Raw genomic sequence first — 16,072 nt, forward strand, 5'->3', positions numbered from 1 at the left:
ATGTATCCCCGGACTGAAGGTCCGGGGCATTATGGCCCCCCACACCCCCCTTTTCTGTAAACCCGGGCCTCCAAGCAAGCCTAGAGGAGTTCCTCGGGCCGGAAGAAAAGGTCAATCTCCCTCTTCGCATCCTCCAGGCCTGCGGAACCATGGATCACGTTCTCGTCAATGGTGGTGGCGAAGTCCCCGCGGATGGTGCCGGGAAGGGCGTCCTTGGGGTGGGTGGCCCCCATCATCTTCCGCACCTCGGCCACGGCGTTTGGCCCCTCCAGAACCATGGCTACCACAGGACCCGAGGTGATGAAGCTCACCAGGCCGGGGAAGAAGGGCTTTTCCCGGTGCTCGGCGTAATGCCTTTCCGCCAGCTCCTGGGAGATCAGGACAAGCTTAAGCCCCACAATGCGAAAGCCTTTCCGTTCAAAGCGGGCCAGGATCTCCCCCACCAAACCCCTGCGCACGCCATCGGGTTTCACCATGACAAAGGTCCGCTCCATACCCCTAGGAGTTTAGCAGGTCTACGGCCTTTTGAAGTAGCCCAGCAGGATGTAGGCCACCACCACCACCCAGAGGAGCACCAGGAGGGCATCCCGCCAGTTCAGGCGCACCCGGGGGCGCTCCGGTTCCAGGACCTGGGTGGGGAGTTCCTCGGGCTCCTCCCCCAGCTTGAGGCGCACCGGGGCACCCCCCGCCGCCTCGAGGGGCAGGGCATAAGGGCGACCCCCCTGGGGAAGCTCCTCGGGGATGCGCACCACAATGGCGCTCACGTTATCCGGCCCCCCCCATTCGTTGGCCAAGGCCACCAGGCGCTTGGCCGCCTCTTCGGGAGGAAAACTCTTTAGAACTTCCCCAAGAGTGCGGTCCTCCAGAACTCCCGATAGGCCGTCGCTGCACAACAAAAACACGTCCCCGGGTTCTAACTTGAGCCCCATGAGGTCCACCCGGGCCTGGGGGAAGGAGCCTAGGGCGTTGGTGATCACGTTGCGCCAGCGGTGGGTCTTGGCCTCCTCGGGGCTTAGGAGGCCCTGGCGCACCCTTTCCGCCACCCAGGAGTGGTCCTCGGTGAGGAGGGTGAGCTCCCCTTTCCGGAGGAGGTAGGCCCTCGAGTCCCCCACGTGGGCGATCAGGGCATAGGGTAGGTCCAGAAGGAGGCAGGTGGCGGTGGTGCCCATGCCCCGGTTCTCAGGGCGTTGCGCCTCCTGATAGATGCGCTCGTTGGCCTTTTCAAAGGCTTGAAGCAGGGCCCTGGGGCTTGGGTCCACATTGCGGAGGTTCTCCAGGATCATCTCCACCGCCAGCCTGGCCGCCACCTCCCCCGTGCGGTGCCCCCCCATCCCGTCCGCCACCACGAAGACCCCACCCCAGGGGGTGAGGGCGTGGCCCACGGCGTCCTCGTTTTTGGGACGCTTCAGGCCGGGATGGGTTTCCAGGGCGAAGGCCAGGTCGGGCACAGGGGGATTTTACCGTATAGCCTTGACGCATACCGCATACTGCGGTAGCGTAAAGATACGCCCGGGCACAAAGGCCCGGTCTTTTGCTTTGGGAGGGCGCCATGCGCTTTGAGAAAATCGCCCCCTACACTTACCGCATCCCCCGTCAGGGGAAGATGCGGGTGGATGCGGTTTTCTTCGCCTCGGAGGAGATTCTTAAGGACCTCGAGGGGGAAAACTACGCCTCCTTGCAGCAACTCATGAACGTGGCCACCCTGCCGGGTATCGTGGAGCCCGCCTTAGCCATGCCCGACATCCACTGGGGCTACGGCTTCCCCATCGGTGGGGTGGCGGCCTTTGACCCGGAGGAGGGCGGGGTAGTGAGCCCGGGAGGGGTGGGTTTTGACATTAACTGTGGGGTACGCCTTCTGGCCTCCTCTCTCACTTTGGAAGACCTCCTCCCCCGGCAACGGGAGCTGGCCGATACCCTCTACCGCCTCATCCCCTCGGGGGTGGGGAGCGAGCGCAAGGACGTGCGCTTCAGCAAGAAAGAGCTCAAGGAAATCCTCAAGGAGGGGGCGGGGTGGCTCATCCGCCGGGGTTTCGGCTACCCGGAGGACCTCCGCTTCATTGAGTCAGAGGGCCGCCTTCCCTGGGCCAACCCCGACAAGGTTTCCGATAGGGCCTTTGAGCGGGGAGCCCCCCAGATCGGCACCCTGGGAAGCGGGAACCATTTCCTCGAGGTCCAGTACGTGGACCAGATCTACGACGAAGAGGTTGCCGAAGCTTTCGGCCTCTTTCCCAACCAGATCACCGTTCTCATCCACACCGGAAGCCGGGGCCTGGGCCACCAGGTATGCCAGGATTATGTGGAAAGATTCCTTAAAATGGCCCCTCGCTACGGCATAGAGCTGGTGGACAAGCAGCTGGCGGCAGCCCCCATCCAGAGCCCAGAGGGCCAGGACTACCTCCAGGCCATGGCCGCCGCCGCCAACTTCGCCTTCGCCAACCGCCAGCTCATCGCCCACTTCGTGCGGGAAGCCTTTGAGGTGGTGGGTTTTGCCCCAAGGGAGCATGGCCTAAGGGTCCTCTACGACCTGGCCCACAACAACGCCAAGTTTGAGGAGCACAGGGGAAAAAGGGTCCTGGTGCACCGCAAAGGGGCTACCCGGGCCTTCGGACCAGGGCACCCGGAAATCCCCTTGGAGTACCGGCACGTGGGCCAGCCTGTGCTGGTGCCCGGGGACATGGGCCGCTACTCCTATGTGCTTTCGGGGACGGAAAGGGCCATGGCGGTGTCCTTCGGCTCCAGCTGCCACGGGGCCGGCCGCAAGATGAGCCGCCACCAGGCCAAACGGGTGGCCCGGGAGCGCAACCTGGTGAAGGAGCTGGCGGAACGGGGCATCCTGGTGCGGGCGGCCACCAAGGCCACCGTGGACGAGGAGATGCCCGAGGCCTACAAGGATGTTTCCGTGGTGGTGGAGGCGGTCCAGGGGGCAGGGATCGGTAAGAAGGTGGCCCGCTTAAGGCCCCTCATTGTGGTGAAAGGATAAACCCTTTCTAAGCGCTTTCTCACCGCCATCTGCTCCCATGGAGGGATGAGGCTTAGCGGCATTCCCTGGAGGAAGGAACTGGCCCTTCTCCTATTCTTCTCCTGTTCCCTGGCCCAGACCCTGCTTCCCGCCAGCACCTATGGCCTCACCTTCCGGGAGGAGAACGGGGCCTGGGTCTACGAGGGCGGAGGGGTTCGGCTCGTGTATGTGCCGGGGGTGGGCTGGGCCGAACCCTGGGAGGCCAGCCTCCCCCCACCCGAGGGGGAAAGGATCCCCCTCGAGGCCCTGAAGGCCCTCGGCTACTTCCAGGTGCCGGAAGCCCAGACGCGCTACGGCCTCCAGGGACGGGCCTTCCGCCTGGTCCTGGAACTAACCCAGCCCTATCCCGGCCGGCCCCAGGACTCCCAAGGGCACGAGCGCCTGACCCTTCTTCTCCCCTACCTGGCTTTGGGAACGCTCCAGGTTGCCTGGCCCAAAGGAGTGGAGGCCAGGGTGCGGCTTCTGCCCACGGGCACGGAACTGAGCCTCTTTGCCAAGGGAAAGTTGCTTCGTTACCGGCTTTTCCCCTTGGAAAACCCCCCTCGGCTGGTCCTGGACCTGTACCCCCTGGAGCCGGAGGTGGCCGAACCCCTGGCCCCCGGAATCCGCTACCGGGAGGTCTGGGCCTTTGCCCCTGACCCCTTAAGGCTCTACCTGGTGGAGGCGGAACGGGGAAGGCTCATCCCCGTGGGCCGGCCTGGGGCAAGGGCCCTGCCCAAGGACTTGGCCCAGGACGCCTTAGCGGTCCTCAACGGGGGCTACTTTGACCCCAAAAGCGGCACCCTTATAGGCCTTTGGGTGCAGGATGGGGTGACGGTCTCCTACCCTTATGGCCGGGTGGCCCTCCTGTGGGATGGCTTCAGTTTCTTTATGGGATTTCCTAAGTTTGAGGCGGTGGTAAGAGGCCCCAGTGGGGAACGGGTGCGGGTGGGGATTAACACCTCTCGCGCCCGCTACACCGCCTACACCGTTCCCGGCCCCGTGGGGCGGGAAGGGGAGGAAGTGGCCTTGGTGATGGGGGACCGGGTGCAAGCCATCCTCCAGGCCCCCCAGGAGCTTCCCCCTGGGGCCTGGGCCCTGGCCTTCCCCAAGGGGGCTCCCCCCTTCCCCCTTAGGCCAGGGGACTCCTTAAGCCTCTTTGGCCGCCTAGACCCGCCCTTCCGCTACGCCCTCGAGGGCGGCCCCCTCCTGGTCAGGGAAGGCCAGTACGCCTTTGACCCGAGCCAGGAAAACTTCCGCGATCCCAGGCCGCTTCAGGCGGTGGCCCCTCAGGCGGCGGTGGCCTGGACCCGGGAGGGAAGGCTTTGGCTCTTGGTTTCCGAGCCCACCACCCCTGGGGTCCTGGCCCGGGCCCTCCTCTCCCTGGGGGCCTGGAACGCCCTGCGGATGGACGGAGGGGGCTCGGCCCAGCTTTGGGTAAAAGGCAGGCTGAGAAGTCCCTACCAAGGCTCTCCCAGACCGGTGGTGAGCGCCTTAGCCCTCTACGCTCCCTAAAGGGGACCTCCTCCCCCAGGAAGGCTTAGTCCGGAATCGGGCCTGCAAAAAGGCCCTATCTGGGCCCCACCCTGGCCCTGCCAGGGTGGGAGGGTATCAGCTCACCCGCTCCACCCGGATGAGGTTGGTGGTCCCCCGCACGCCAAAGGGCACCCCAGCGGCGATCACCACCCTCTCCCCCACCTGGGCCAGGCCACAGGCCTTCACCTTCTCCAAGGCGATCCGCACCATGTCGTCGGTGTCCTGGGGGTCAGGGGCCAGGTGCGGGAGAACCCCCCAGACCAAGGCCAGTTGCCGCTCCACCTCGGGGTTAGGGGTGAGGGCCAGGATGGGTACCCGGGGCCGGGTACGGGCGATGCGCCTGGCGGAGCTTCCCGTGGCGGTAAAGACCACGATGGCCCGGGCCTCCACCGCCTCCACGATGTCGTCCGCCGCCTGGGCGATGGCGTCCTGGGTGGTGGGGGTGGGTGCGGGGCGAAGGACGTTGAGCTTCTGCAAGAACTCAGGGGAGGATTCCACCACCCGAGCGATCCGGGTCATGGTGGCCACGGCCTCCACCGGGTAGGCTCCGGCGGCGGTTTCTGCGGAAAGCATCACGGCATCCGTCCCGTCAAAGATGGCGTTGGCCACATCCGAGGCTTCGGCCCGGGTGGGGCTGGGGTTCTGCACCATGGACTCCAGCATCTGGGTGGCGGTGATCACCGGCTTGCCCGCAGCGATGGCCTTGAGGATGAGGCGCTTTTGCACAATGGGCACCTCCTCCAAGGGCATCTCCACCCCCAGGTCCCCCCGGGCCACCATGATGCCGTCGGCCTCCTCGAGGATCTCCTCAAAGCGGTAAACGGCGGAGGGCTTCTCTATCTTGGCCATGAGCCGGGCCCGGGAACCGTGCCGGGCCAGGTAGTGCCGGGCCAAAAGGAGGTCATCCCGGGTGCGCACGAAGGACACCGCCACCCAGTCCACCCCCAGCTCCGCCCCCAGGGCCAGGTCCTGGATGTCCTTTTCCGAAAGGGCAGGGATGGAAAGATCCGAACCCGGGACGTTGATGCCCTTGCTGTCGGAAAGAACTCCCCCAAGCTCCACCACGGTGTGGATCTCGTCCCCCTGGACCCTCTCCACCCGAAGGCGCAGGCGGCCATCGTCCAGAAGGAGCACCTGCCCAGGGGCCACGTCCTCGGGAAGCCCCTTGTAGGTGAGGGAAACCCGCCCTTCGTCCCCCTCCACGGGAGCCCGGGTGAGGATGAAGGGCTGGCCCACCTTAAGCTCCACCCGGCCCTCCTTAAAGCGGCCTATGCGGATTTTAGGCCCCTGGAGGTCTTGGAGAAGGGCCAGGGTTTTGCCCAGCTCCCTCCCCACCTCCCGCACCCAAGCCGCCCGCCGGCGGTGCTCCTCGTGGGTTCCGTGGCTGAAGTTCAGGCGAAAAACGTCCGCTCCCGCCTCCGCCAAGGCCCGGATGGCCTCCTTGGAGTCCGAGGCGGGCCCCAGGGTGGCCACGATCTTGGTGCGCTTAAAAGGCTTCATATCCGAGAAAGCGCGCCGCACGCCCTAGCTCCTCCTCAATGCGCAGGAGCTGGTTGTACTTGGCAAGGCGATCCGACCGGGAGAGGGAACCCGTCTTGATCTGGCCGGCGTTCACCGCCACCGCAAGGTCGGCGATGAAGCTGTCCTCGGTCTCCCCGGAACGGTGGCTGATCACCGCCCGGTAGCCGGAGCGCTGGGCCAGGCGGATGGCCTCGAGGGTCTCGGAAAGGGTACCGATCTGGTTCACCTTCACCAAGATGGCGTTGGCCACCCCCCTCTCAATCCCCTGGCGGAGCCTTTGGGGATGGGTAACGAAAAGATCGTCCCCCACCAGTTGGATACGGCTACCCAGGCGCTCGGTAAGAAGCCGCCAGCCTTCCCAGTCGTCCTCCGCCAGACCGTCCTCTATGGAGCGGATCGGGTACTTCTCCACCCAGGAGGCCCAGAACTCCACCATCTCCTCCGAGGAAAGGACCCGGCCTTCCCCCTCCAGGTGGTACCTGCCTTCCCGGTAAAGCTCGCTGGCCGCCGGATCCAGGGCCAAGGACACCTCCTGGCCCGGGGTATAGCCTGCCCGCTCGATGGCCAAGAGAAGGAGCTCCACGGCCTCCTCGTTGCTCTTGAGGTCCGGGGCAAAACCCCCCTCATCCCCCACGTTGGTGCTGTACCCCTTCTCCTTCAGCACCCCCTTTAGGGTGTGAAAGACCTCAGCCCCCACCCGCAGGGCCTCGGAAAAACTCTCCACCCCTGCGGGCACCAACATGAACTCCTGGAAATCCACCCGGTTATCGGCATGCTTTCCCCCGTTGATCACGTTCATGAGGGGAACGGGCAGGACCGCCCCTTGCACGCCCCCCAGGTAGCGGTATAGAGGCAAGCCCAAGGCCTCCGCCGCCGCCCGGGCCGTGGCCAGGGAAACCGCCAGGACGGCGTTGGCCCCCAGGTTGGCCTTGTTGGGGGTGCCGTCCAGCTCTAGCATGGCCCGGTCCACCCCCTCCTGGTCCAGGGCGTCCAGGCCTATGAGCTCAGGGGCTATCCGCTCCTGGATGCTCTCCACCGCCCGGCGCACCCCCTTTCCCAGGTAGCGCCGGCCCCCATCCCGTAGCTCCAGGGCCTCGTGGGTACCCGTGGAGGCCCCGGAGGGAACCATAGCCCTTCCCTTGGCCCCCCCCTCCAGCTCCACCTCGGCTTCCACCGTGGGAAAGCCTCTGGAGTCCAAAACCTCCCTGGCCTTCACGCTGACGATTGTGGTCATGGATTCCTCCCGTAGGGCTTATGGAAGCCCTTCCCGTCATCCCGGCTAAAGTTTACACCCTGAGGGGCACCACCACCGCCTGGTACCCTTCCCCGGGAGCACGGGCCGAAGCCTCTAGGGGACGGAGGAGGCTTGGGCTGGTGGGACCAGAGAGGAACAGGCTAGCCTCACCCGATAGGGGGGAAAGGGCCTCCAGGAGGTAACGGGCATTGTAGGCCACCGCCAGGGGTGGGCCCTCGAGGCGCACCGGGATCTCCTCCCGGCTTTTCCCATAATCCCCTTCCGCGGAAAGCATGGCCCGGCCCTCCTCAAACATGAGGTCTACCCGATGGTTTTGCCGGTCAGCAAGGACGCTAACCCGGCGCAAGGCCTCACGGAAAGCTTCCACCTCAAAGGTGGCCTTCAAGGGAAACTCCTTGGGGATCACCCGCTCATAATCGGGAAACTCCCCTTCCATAAGCCGAACCGCCATCCGCACCTGCCCCTGGGGGGAATCCGCCAGGCCTCCCGTGGCCAAGCCCAGGACACCTGGGCCTAGGGCCAGGGCCACCTCGCCTTCCCCCATGGCCTTGAGCACCCGTACCATCTCATCCACACTGCGGGCGGGCACCACCGCCTTCTTGGTGAAGGGCTGGGGCTTGGCAAGCCCGTAAAGGGCCAACCGGTACCCATCGGAGGCCACGGAGCGCAACCCCTTCTCGGAGAACTCCAGCTGAACGCCCCGGAAAATGGCGCGGTATTCCTCGTTGCTGGCGGCGTAGCGCACATGGGAAAGGGCCCGGTGAAGCTCCTCCACGGAAAGCAAGGTCTGCAAGGGATAAGGCTCCGAGGGTCCCTCATGGCTAGGGAAGAACAACTCCGGGTAACCCTCATCGGGCGCCAGGCTCAGCCGGGTGTTGAAGGAGCCCGAGGAAAGGAAAAGCTCCCCGCCAAAGGCCAGCTCCACTTGGTCCCCGGGAAGGCTGCGCACCAGTTGGAAGAAGGGCTGGGCCGGAACCAGAAAGCGCCCCTCCCCCTCGGCGGAAAGGTGGAGGCGTACCTCCAGATCCACTTCCCCGTTGGTTCCAAACAGGGTCAGGACCCCCGGGGAAAGGGCCAGGCCCAAGTAGGTGAAAAGGGGGTTGGAGCTCCGCGTGGGTATGACCCTTTCCAACAAGGAGACGTGCTCGGTAAGCAAGCTTTTAGGAACGGTTACTTTCATTGTGGCTTCCTCCTCTCTACTGCTATTACTAGGTTCTTTTTTAAAGCTTTATAAGGATAGTAGTCATAGTAGTAGGGGCTGTGGATATGTGGATAAAGGGGGATAAATCCCGTCAGGGAGGGCAAACCGCATGTGGAAAACTCCTGTGGATAACTTGCCTTAGCCTGTGGATAACCTGTGGATAACTGGCCAGTTATCCACAGGCTAGAGAAGGGGCCAGGTTTTCCACAGGTTGTCCACAAGGTTATCCACAGAAAAACCCGGGTTATCCACAGGGTTATCCACAGGTTATCCACAGGGGTCATGACAGGGCCTCTTTCAGGCTGCGAAGCAGCTTCTGCACCTCGCGGTCGCTTTCCGAAAGTTCCTGAACCTTTTGGATGGCGTAAAGAACGGTGGTGTGGTCCCGTCCCCCGAAAAGCTGGCCGATCTCCGGTAGGGAGGAGCGGGTGAGCTCGCGAACCAGGAACATGGCGATCTGGCGGGGCAGGACCACCTCCTTACGCCTCCCCCCGCCCAGGAGCTCCTCGGGGCGGAGGGAGAAGTGTTCGGCCACCTTGCGCACGATCTCTTGGGGGTCAACCTCCACCTCCCTGGAGGCGAAGATGTCGGAAAGGGCCTTGGTGGCCACAGCCCGGGTCAGCTCCACCCCGTTTAGGGAAGCATAGGCGATGGTGCGCATCAGGGCCCCCTCCAGCTCGCGGATGTTGGAGGTCACTTGGCGGGCGATGTACTCCAGCACCTCCTCGCTGATGCGTAGGCCCCGTTGTTCGGCGTTCATCTTGAGGATGGCGATGCGGGTTTCCAGGTCGGGGGGCTGGATGTCGGTGATGAGGCCCCATTCAAACCGGCTTCTTAGGCGGGCCTCGAGGGTCAGGATGTCCTTGGGGGGCCGGTCGGAGGAGAGGATGATCTGCTTGTGGGCCTCGTAAAGGGCGTTAAAGGTGTGAAAGAACTCCTCCTGGGTGCGCTCCTTGCCGGCTATGAACTGGATGTCGTCCACCAAAAGGAGGTCCACGGAGCGGTAGCGCTCGCGGAACTCCGTCATGCGGTCCTCACGGATGGCGTTGATGAGCTCGTTGGTGAAGGTTTCCGTGGACACGTACTCAATCTTCAGGTGGGGGAACCGTTTGGCCACGGAGTGGCCCACCGCGTGCATGAGGTGGGTTTTACCCAGGCCCACGCCCCCGTAGATGAAAAGGGGGTTGTAGGCCCTTCCCGGAGACTCGGCCACCGCCACCGCCGCCGCATGGGCCATGGAGTTGTTGGGACCCACCACGAAGTTCTCAAAGGTGTATTTGGGATTGAGGTTGGGTTTGGCGGTCTCAGGGGTGGGGGGGGTGTGGAAGATATCCTCCTGGACGGCCACGCTGGGCACCACCTTGAGCTCAAACCGAGGGGCTTGGGCACCCAGGAGGCTCAGGGCTTCCTGGATCAGCTCGGCGTAGTGCCGTCTGATCCAGTCCAGGGCGAAGGAGGTGGGCACCGCCAGTTGCAGCACCCCATCCTGGATACCCAGGGGGCGGATGCGCTCAAACCAGGTGTGGAACTCCACCTCGGTGATGTTGCGACGGATGTGCTCCAGGATGTGTTGCCAGATGGCCTCGTGGGTCAAGGCTACCCCCCCGCGTTTCCGGAGGAACATTCTACGCCAAGGCCTTGGGTAAAGTGGAGGGTGGGATGGGGTACGACGTGGTGGTGGTGGGAGGTGGGCATGCCGGCATTGAGGCTGCGTGGGCGGCGGCAGCCTTGGGGGTGCGGGTGGCCCTGGTCACCATCAACCCCGAGCGCATAGGCATGATGCCCTGCAATCCGGCGGTGGGCGGGCCCGGGAAGAGCCAGCTGGTGGCGGAGCTCACCGCCCTCGGGGGCCTTATGGGCCGGGCGGCGGACGCAACCGCCATCCACACCCGGGTGCTGAACCGGTCCAAGGGGCCGGCGGTGCAAAGCTTGCGGGTCCAGGTGGACAGGGATCTCTACGCCCTCAAGGCCCAGGAAATCCTGGCGGAGAGGCCACTAGAGGTGATCCGGGGGGAAGTGGCGGGCCTTTGGGTGGAGGCGGGGAGGCTTCTTGGGGTGCGCACCGTGGACGGGCGGGGGATCGCCGCCAAGGCGGTGGTGGTGGCGGGGGGTACCTTCTTGGGCGGGGTGGTTTGGTATGGGCGGCGGTCCCGGCCGGCGGGGCGGCAGGGGGAGCCTCCCGCGCGGTTCCTCTCCCAAAGCCTGAGGGCGGTGGGCCACACCCTGCGGCGCTTTAAAACCGGCACCCCACCCAGGATCCGGGCGGACTCCGTGGAGTTTGGCGAGCTGGAGGTGGTGCCCCCTGAGGTGCCCCCGGGAAGCTTCACCGGAAACCCGGGTCCCTATGCCACCCGGCTCTCCACCTGGCAGACCCGGACCACGCCCCGGACTCACCACCTGATCCTGGAGAACCTGCACCTCTCCCCTCTTTATGCGGGGGACATTGTGGGCATCGGACCTCGCTACTGCCCCTCCATTGAGGACAAGGTGATGCGTTTTTCCGACAAGGAAAGCCACCTCCTCTTTGTGGAGCCCGACGGGCTCGCCACCAGCGAGGTGTACCTGCAGGGGTTTTCCTCCAGCCTGCCGCCTGAGCTTCAGGAGGAGATGGTGAGGAGCTTGCCGGGGTTTGGGCGGGCGGTGATCCAGCGGTACGCCTATGCGGTGGAGTACGACAGCCTGGATCCCACGGAGCTCACCCGGGGCCTGCAGTCCCGATTGCTGCCCGGGCTTTTCAGCGCCGGCCAAGTGAACGGTACCTCGGGGTACGAGGAGGCGGCGGCCCAGGGGCTTCTGGCCGGCCTAAATGCGGCCCGGTTTGCCCTGGGTCTTCCTGAGGTCCACTTGCCCCGGGAAAGCGGCTATATGGGGGTGATGGTGGATGACCTGGTGGGCCGGGGAACGGATGAGCCCTATCGGATGATGACCTCCCGGGTGGAGCTCCGCCTTCTCTGTCGGGCGGACAATGCGGACGAGCGCCTGGTGCCCCTGGCGGTGGAGTGGGGCCTGAGGCCCCGGGAGGATCTGGTAAGGGTACAGGAGAAGTACCGGCGGATAGAGGCGGAGCTCAGGCGCCTGGAGGCGTTAAGGGTGGAGGGGGTAAGTGGCCTTCAGTGGTTGCGGCGGCCGGAGAACACCTATAGGGCTTTGGCCGAGCGGTTTCCTCCTCCCCTCCCCCTTAGCCCGGAGGAAGCCCAGCAGGTGGAGATCAGGGCCAAGTACGCGGGGTACATAGAGCGGCAGGAGCGGCTACGGGAGAAGCTGAGGGACCTGGAGGCCTTCCGCATTCCCGAGGGATTGGAGTTTCCCCGGGTTCCGGGTCTTTCGCGGGAGGCCGTGGAGAAGCTTTCCCGGGTGAGGCCGCGCACCGTGGCGGAGGCGGCCCGGGTTCCTGGGATACGGGACTCTGACCTCACGGCCCTCTTGGTGCACCTCAGGGTGCTGGCCCACTAGAGGGGGGATGTTTCCCGTGAAACATGGGAGGCGGGAATGGGCTTGAGCCCTAAGGGCGTCCAGCTTCTTCTGGAGGGAGGGCGGGCCTTAGGTTTGGACCTCGAGGCCCACCTTTCCCCTTTCTCCCGCCTTTACGACCTCCTTATGGAGGCCAACCGGCGCACCAACCTCACCGCCTTGCGCACGGAGGAGGAGGTGGTGGTCAAGCACTTCCTGGATTCCCTAACCCTCCTCACCCTACCCCTTTTTGCGGGGGCCATCCGGGTTCTAGACCTGGGCACAGGGGCGGGGTTCCCTGGGCTTCCCTTGAAGATCGTGCGGCCTGAGCTGGAGATCACCCTTTTGGACGCCACCAAGAAGAAGGTGGCCTTCGTGGCCCAGGTGGTGGAGGCGCTGGGGTTAAAAGGGGCCTACCCCCTATGGGGCCGGGCCGAGGAGCTGGCCCATCTGCCCGAGCACCGGGAGGCCTATGGGCGGGTGGTGGCCCGGGCAGTGGCGCCCCTATGTGTTTTGGTGGAACTGGGCCTGCCCTTTGTCTCCCTGGGGGGGTATATGGTGGCGCAAAAGGGGCCGAGGGTGACGGAGGAGGTGGCGCCTTTGCCCAAGGCCCTGGCCCTCCTGGGGGGTGGTCCGCTTAGCGTCCATACCTTGCTTCTCCCCCTTGCCCAGGAGGAGCGGAACCTGGTGGTGATGGCCAAGGAGGCCCCCACCCCGGCCAGGTATCCCCGGCGCCCGGGGGTGCCCGAGAAAAATCCTTTATGCTAGGGTCCAAGGTGTTGCGGCGGATCGCCCTGGTGAACCAGAAAGGGGGGGTGGGTAAGACCACCACCGCCATCAACCTGGCCGCCTACCTGGCCCGCATGGGGAAGAGGGTGCTCTTGGTGGACCTGGACCCCCAGATGAACGCCACCAGCGGCCTGGGGCTCCGGCCCGACCGGGGGGTGTACCAGGTCTTGCAGGGGGAGCCCTTGGAAGCCTTGGTGCAGCCCGTGGATGGCTTCTTCCTCTTGCCGGCCACCCCGGAGCTGGTGGGGGCCACGGTGGAGCTCCTGGAAAGGCCCATGGCCCTGGGGGAGGCCTTACGGGACGAGGAGTACGATATCACCCTTCTGGACGTGCCTCCTAGCCTCTCCGCCCTCACCCTAAGTGCCCTTGCGGCCGCCCATGGGGTGGTGGTCCCGGTGCAGGCGGAGTATTACGCCCTGGAAGGGGTGGCGGGGTTGCTCACCACCCTGGATGAGGTGCGCACCCGGCTGAATCCCCGCCTCCGCCTACTGGGCATCCTCATCACCATGTACGATGGCCGTACCCTCTTGTCCCAGCAGGTGGAGGCCCAGCTTAGGGCCCACTTCGGGGAGAAGGTGTTCTGGACGGTGGTACCCCGGAACGTGCGCCTGGCGGAAGCCCCCAGCTTCGGCAGGACCATCGCCCAGCATGCGCCCACCTCCCCGGGGGCCCACGCCTACCGCCGCCTGGCCGAGGAGGTGATCGCCCGTGTCCAAGAAGGCTAGCGGCTTAGGGAGGGGCCTCGAGGCCCTCCTGCCCAAGGGAAGGGGAAGCGTGGTGCGCCTTCCCCTTTCCGCCATCCGACCGAATCCCCACCAGCCGAGGAGAAGGTTCTCCCAGGAGGGACTGGAGGAACTGGCCGCTTCCATCCGGGAGAAGGGCCTGCTCCAGCCCCTCTTGGTGCGCCCTAAGGGCGAGGGTTACGAACTGGTGGCAGGGGAAAGGCGGTACCGGGCCGCAGAGATGGCAGGCCTGGGCGAGGTCCCCGTGGTTATCCGCGACCTCACGGACCAGGAGGCCTTGGAGCTGGCTCTGGTGGAGAACCTCCAGCGGGAGGACCTCACCCCCCTGGAGGAGGCCCGGGGCTACCAGGCCCTGCTAGGTTTGGGCCTGACCCAGGAGGAGGTGGCCAAGCGGGTGGGTAAGGCCCGTTCCACGGTGGCCAACGCTCTAAGGTTGCTTCAGCTTCCCCAGGAGGTGCTGGAGGCCCTGGACCAAGGGCTCATCAGCGCTGGCCACGCCCGGGCCCTTTTAATGCTGGAGCCTGAGGACCGCCTTTGGGGCCTAAAGGAGATCCTGGATAAGGGACTTTCCGTGCGCCAGGCCGAGGCCTTACGGGAGCGTCTGCTGCGCGAACGGGAGCGCAAAGCCCAGGAACCCTCCCCCCTTTCCCTGGAGCTTTCCCGGCTTCTGGGCCTGCCGGTGAAGGTGGTGGGGGGAAGGAAGGGGAAGGTGGTCATCCACTACCGTTCCCTGGAGGAGCTGGAGGCCCTCCTGGAGCGCCTGGGCTACCAGGCGTAGCTAAAGAGGACCCGCACCGCCCCGTGTTGGTCGGTGCGATAGATCGTTATTCCCCGCTGGGCCAGGCGCTTTAGCACCTCGGGGTGGGGATGGCCGTGGGGGTTCCGGCCCACGCCGATGAGGGCCACCCGGGGCTGGATGCGCTCCAGGAGGTCTTCGTCTGTGGCCGTGCGGGAGCCGTGGTGGCTCACCTTCACCACCTCGGCTTTGGGTGAGGCCAGCTTCCTTTCCCCCTCCCCGGGTACGTCCGCTAGGAGGAGGGCCTTGGGACCGGCGAAGCCCAGGAGGAGGACCAGGCCGCTCAGGTCGTCGATGGCCTGCTGCTGGGGGGGCCAGAGGACCTCGAGGCCACCGCTTCCCACCCGTAAACGGCTCCCGGCTCCTGGGTAGCGTATGGGCACCCCTTTGGCCTTGAGGGACTGGACCAGGGGATGGTCTTCCGAAAAGGCCGGGGAGAGGAGGGCAAGGCCGATGGGTATCTCCTCCGCCACCCTTAGGAGGCCCCCATAGTGGTCGGCATCGGGATGGGTGGCTACCAGGACCTCGAGGGCCCCTACCCCCAGGGCCCGCAGGGCCCGCACCACCTTCTCCCCCTGTTCGGGGCGTCCTCCGTCCACCAGAACCTCGGCTCCGCCCATCCGGGCCAGCAGGGCATCCCCCTGGCCCACGTCCAGGGCCCAAAGGTCTAGGGGCTTGGGCCAGGCGGAAAGGAGGCTCAGGAGGATGGGCAGGCTGGTGAGGACAAGGGCTTGCCGCCACGAGAGGAGGCGGTAAAGGGCCAGGAATATGGGTAGAAGCCCTAGGTAGTAGAGGGCGAAACCTCTGGGGGAGACCTCCCCCCACCAAAGCAGGGGGCCTTGGCCGGCCCAGCGGGCGACAAGGACGAGGGCCTGGGCCAAGGGTTCCACCGGGGGGGCGAGGAGCCCACCCAGGAGGAGCTTAAGGACGCCTAGGGGTACCAGGAGGGCCACCAGGGGCAGGGCCAGGAGGTTGCTGAGGGGGGAGAGCAGGGGGAGGAAGCCAAAGCGGTGAAGGAGTAGGGGGGCCAAAAGGGCCTGGGCCCCCAGGCTGGCCAGGAGGGGGCCCACGAGGTAGCCCCTGAACGTTGGGGGAGGGCGAAGGGGCGGCAGGGCCAGGGCGATGCCCAGCACCGCCAGATAGGAAAGCTGGAGGGAAAGGCTCAGGAGGCTTTGGGGAAGCCAGAGAAGTTGGAGGAAAAGGGCCATGCCCAGAGCCTGGAGCACCCCGGCCGTTCCCAGGCCCAGGAAGAGGCCCAAGAGGGAGACCCCGGCCATCAGGCTGGCCCGCACCAGAGAAGGGGTGGGACCAGCCAGCCACAGAGAGAGGGGTAGCGCTAGGAGGGCCAGGAGGTGCCGCCACCGGCCCAAAGGGGTGAGGAGGAGAACCAGGCTACCCACCAGGAAGCCCACGTGGAGGCCGGAAAGGGCCAGGAGATGGGCCAGGCCCGCCTTATGGAACCAAACATAGGTTTCCTCCAGTCCCCCCTTCTCCCCTAGGGTGAGCCCCTCCATCACCTCCTTGGCCAGGGGGCTTAGGCCCTGGGCTAGGCGGGCCCGGAAGGGGATGCGGGCATTGGGAAGGGGAGCCAGGGGCTTGGCCCGTTCCACGTGAAACATCCCCCTCACCCCCTGGGCAAGGAGCCAGGTCCTTTGGTCAAACCCGCCGGGGTTCCGCTTGGCCTCCGGAGGGGCCAGGTAGCCCCTTAGAGAAAGTGGGGCTGTGGGGGACCATAATGCCCCGGACCTTCAGTCCGGGGATACATGGACCCCCCACAGTGGGC

General features: G+C 65.5%; 13 protein-coding genes and 1 pseudogene. 6 read left to right on the forward strand and 8 right to left on the reverse strand.

The window, feature by feature from the left end; all coding sequences use genetic code 11:
* Positions 1-80 precede the first annotated feature (80 nt).
* Together ndk and L0D16_RS11090 are read right to left on the reverse strand one after the other, a co-directional pair.
* Positions 81-494, reverse strand: coding sequence for a nucleoside-diphosphate kinase (gene ndk, locus L0D16_RS11085; protein WP_243032030.1), 414 nt, complete (start codon positions 492-494; stop codon positions 81-83).
* 21 nt (positions 495-515) lie between these two features.
* The gene (locus L0D16_RS11090; RefSeq protein ID WP_243032031.1) at positions 516-1,448 is read right to left on the reverse strand and encodes a PP2C family protein-serine/threonine phosphatase; all 933 of its coding nucleotides are present in this window, start codon (positions 1,446-1,448) and stop codon (positions 516-518) included.
* A gap of 101 nt (positions 1,449-1,549) precedes the next feature.
* On the opposite strand from L0D16_RS11090, the gene rtcB reads away from it, so the two are divergent.
* Both rtcB and L0D16_RS11100 read left to right on the forward strand, forming a co-directional pair.
* On the forward strand, positions 1,550-2,980 hold the full coding sequence (rtcB, locus tag L0D16_RS11095) for an RNA ligase RtcB (RefSeq protein WP_243032036.1): 1,431 nt from the start codon (positions 1,550-1,552) through the stop codon (positions 2,978-2,980).
* Between the two features lie 45 nt (positions 2,981-3,025).
* Positions 3,026-4,513 (forward strand): phosphodiester glycosidase family protein, encoded by a 1,488-nt coding sequence (locus L0D16_RS11100; RefSeq protein ID WP_243032039.1) that lies wholly within the window; start codon positions 3,026-3,028, stop codon positions 4,511-4,513.
* A gap of 96 nt (positions 4,514-4,609) precedes the next feature.
* On the opposite strand, the gene pyk is transcribed toward L0D16_RS11100, so the two are convergent.
* From pyk to dnaA, 5 genes are read right to left on the reverse strand one after another with little or no spacing between them, the layout of a single operon-like run.
* Entirely contained in the window at positions 4,610-6,034 is a 1,425-nt protein-coding gene (gene pyk, locus L0D16_RS11105) for a pyruvate kinase (protein ID WP_243032090.1), read from the reverse strand.
* Complete coding sequence (gene eno / locus L0D16_RS11110; protein WP_243032048.1) at positions 6,021-7,289, reverse strand: phosphopyruvate hydratase; 1,269 nt, start codon at positions 7,287-7,289, stop codon at positions 6,021-6,023. Before eno ends, pyk begins: the two co-directional genes overlap by 14 nt.
* Positions 7,290-7,341: 52 nt before the next feature.
* Positions 7,342-8,490, reverse strand: a complete 1,149-nt coding sequence (gene dnaN, locus L0D16_RS11115) for a DNA polymerase III subunit beta (protein WP_243032050.1) — start codon at positions 8,488-8,490, stop codon at positions 7,342-7,344.
* Positions 8,487-8,795, reverse strand: a complete 309-nt coding sequence (locus L0D16_RS11120; protein ID WP_243032054.1) for a hypothetical protein — start codon at positions 8,793-8,795, stop codon at positions 8,487-8,489. Before L0D16_RS11120 ends, dnaN begins: the two co-directional genes overlap by 4 nt.
* Positions 8,792-10,105, reverse strand: coding sequence for a chromosomal replication initiator protein DnaA (gene dnaA, locus L0D16_RS11125; protein WP_243032066.1), 1,314 nt, complete (start codon positions 10,103-10,105; stop codon positions 8,792-8,794). The genes L0D16_RS11120 and dnaA overlap by 4 nt, the downstream gene beginning before the upstream one ends.
* 44 nt (positions 10,106-10,149) lie before the next feature.
* On the opposite strand from dnaA, the gene mnmG reads away from it, so the two are divergent.
* The 4 genes from mnmG to L0D16_RS11145 are packed head-to-tail and all read left to right on the forward strand — an operon-like array spanning position 10,150 to position 14,271.
* Entirely contained in the window at positions 10,150-11,964 is a 1,815-nt protein-coding gene (mnmG, locus tag L0D16_RS11130) for a tRNA uridine-5-carboxymethylaminomethyl(34) synthesis enzyme MnmG (protein ID WP_279231383.1), read from the forward strand.
* 36 nt (positions 11,965-12,000) lie between these two features.
* Positions 12,001-12,729, forward strand: a complete 729-nt coding sequence (gene rsmG / locus L0D16_RS11135) for a 16S rRNA (guanine(527)-N(7))-methyltransferase RsmG (protein WP_243032070.1) — start codon at positions 12,001-12,003, stop codon at positions 12,727-12,729.
* On the forward strand, positions 12,723-13,475 hold the full coding sequence (gene soj, locus L0D16_RS11140) for a chromosome-partitioning ATPase Soj (RefSeq protein ID WP_243032079.1): 753 nt from the start codon (positions 12,723-12,725) through the stop codon (positions 13,473-13,475). The genes rsmG and soj overlap by 7 nt, the downstream gene beginning before the upstream one ends.
* Positions 13,459-14,271, forward strand: a complete 813-nt coding sequence (locus L0D16_RS11145; RefSeq protein WP_243032087.1) for a ParB/RepB/Spo0J family partition protein — start codon at positions 13,459-13,461, stop codon at positions 14,269-14,271. The genes soj and L0D16_RS11145 overlap by 17 nt, the downstream gene beginning before the upstream one ends.
* Here the strand turns inward: L0D16_RS11145 and L0D16_RS11150 are convergent.
* Positions 14,259-15,998 (reverse strand): annotated as a pseudogene (locus L0D16_RS11150) (DNA internalization-related competence protein ComEC/Rec2); the annotation flags it as partial. The gene L0D16_RS11145 and the pseudogene L0D16_RS11150 sit on opposite strands and share 13 nt — an antisense overlap.
* Positions 15,999-16,072 lie beyond the last annotated feature (74 nt).

The sequence above is a fragment of the Thermus altitudinis genome (genome assembly GCF_022760835.1).
In the GTDB taxonomy this organism is placed as follows: Bacteria; Deinococcota; Deinococci; order Deinococcales; family Thermaceae; genus Thermus; species Thermus altitudinis.

Excerpts from the sequence above, each read along its gene's own strand:
- ndk (WP_243032030.1), bottom strand. The coding sequence starts at position 494 with ATGGAGCGGACCTTTGTCATGGTGAAACCCGATGGCGTGCGCAGGGGT.
- soj (WP_243032079.1), top strand. The coding sequence starts at position 12,723 with ATGCTAGGGTCCAAGGTGTTGCGGCGGATCGCCCTGGTGAACCAGAAA.
- eno (WP_243032048.1), bottom strand. The coding sequence starts at position 7,289 with ATGACCACAATCGTCAGCGTGAAGGCCAGGGAGGTTTTGGACTCCAGA.
- L0D16_RS11100 (WP_243032039.1), top strand. The coding sequence starts at position 3,026 with ATGAGGCTTAGCGGCATTCCCTGGAGGAAGGAACTGGCCCTTCTCCTA.
- dnaN (WP_243032050.1), bottom strand. The coding sequence starts at position 8,490 with ATGAAAGTAACCGTTCCTAAAAGCTTGCTTACCGAGCACGTCTCCTTG.
- L0D16_RS11120 (WP_243032054.1), bottom strand. The coding sequence starts at position 8,795 with ATGACCCCTGTGGATAACCTGTGGATAACCCTGTGGATAACCCGGGTT.
- rsmG (WP_243032070.1), top strand. The coding sequence starts at position 12,001 with ATGGGCTTGAGCCCTAAGGGCGTCCAGCTTCTTCTGGAGGGAGGGCGG.
- rtcB (WP_243032036.1), top strand. The coding sequence starts at position 1,550 with ATGCGCTTTGAGAAAATCGCCCCCTACACTTACCGCATCCCCCGTCAG.
- pyk (WP_243032090.1), bottom strand. The coding sequence starts at position 6,034 with ATGAAGCCTTTTAAGCGCACCAAGATCGTGGCCACCCTGGGGCCCGCC.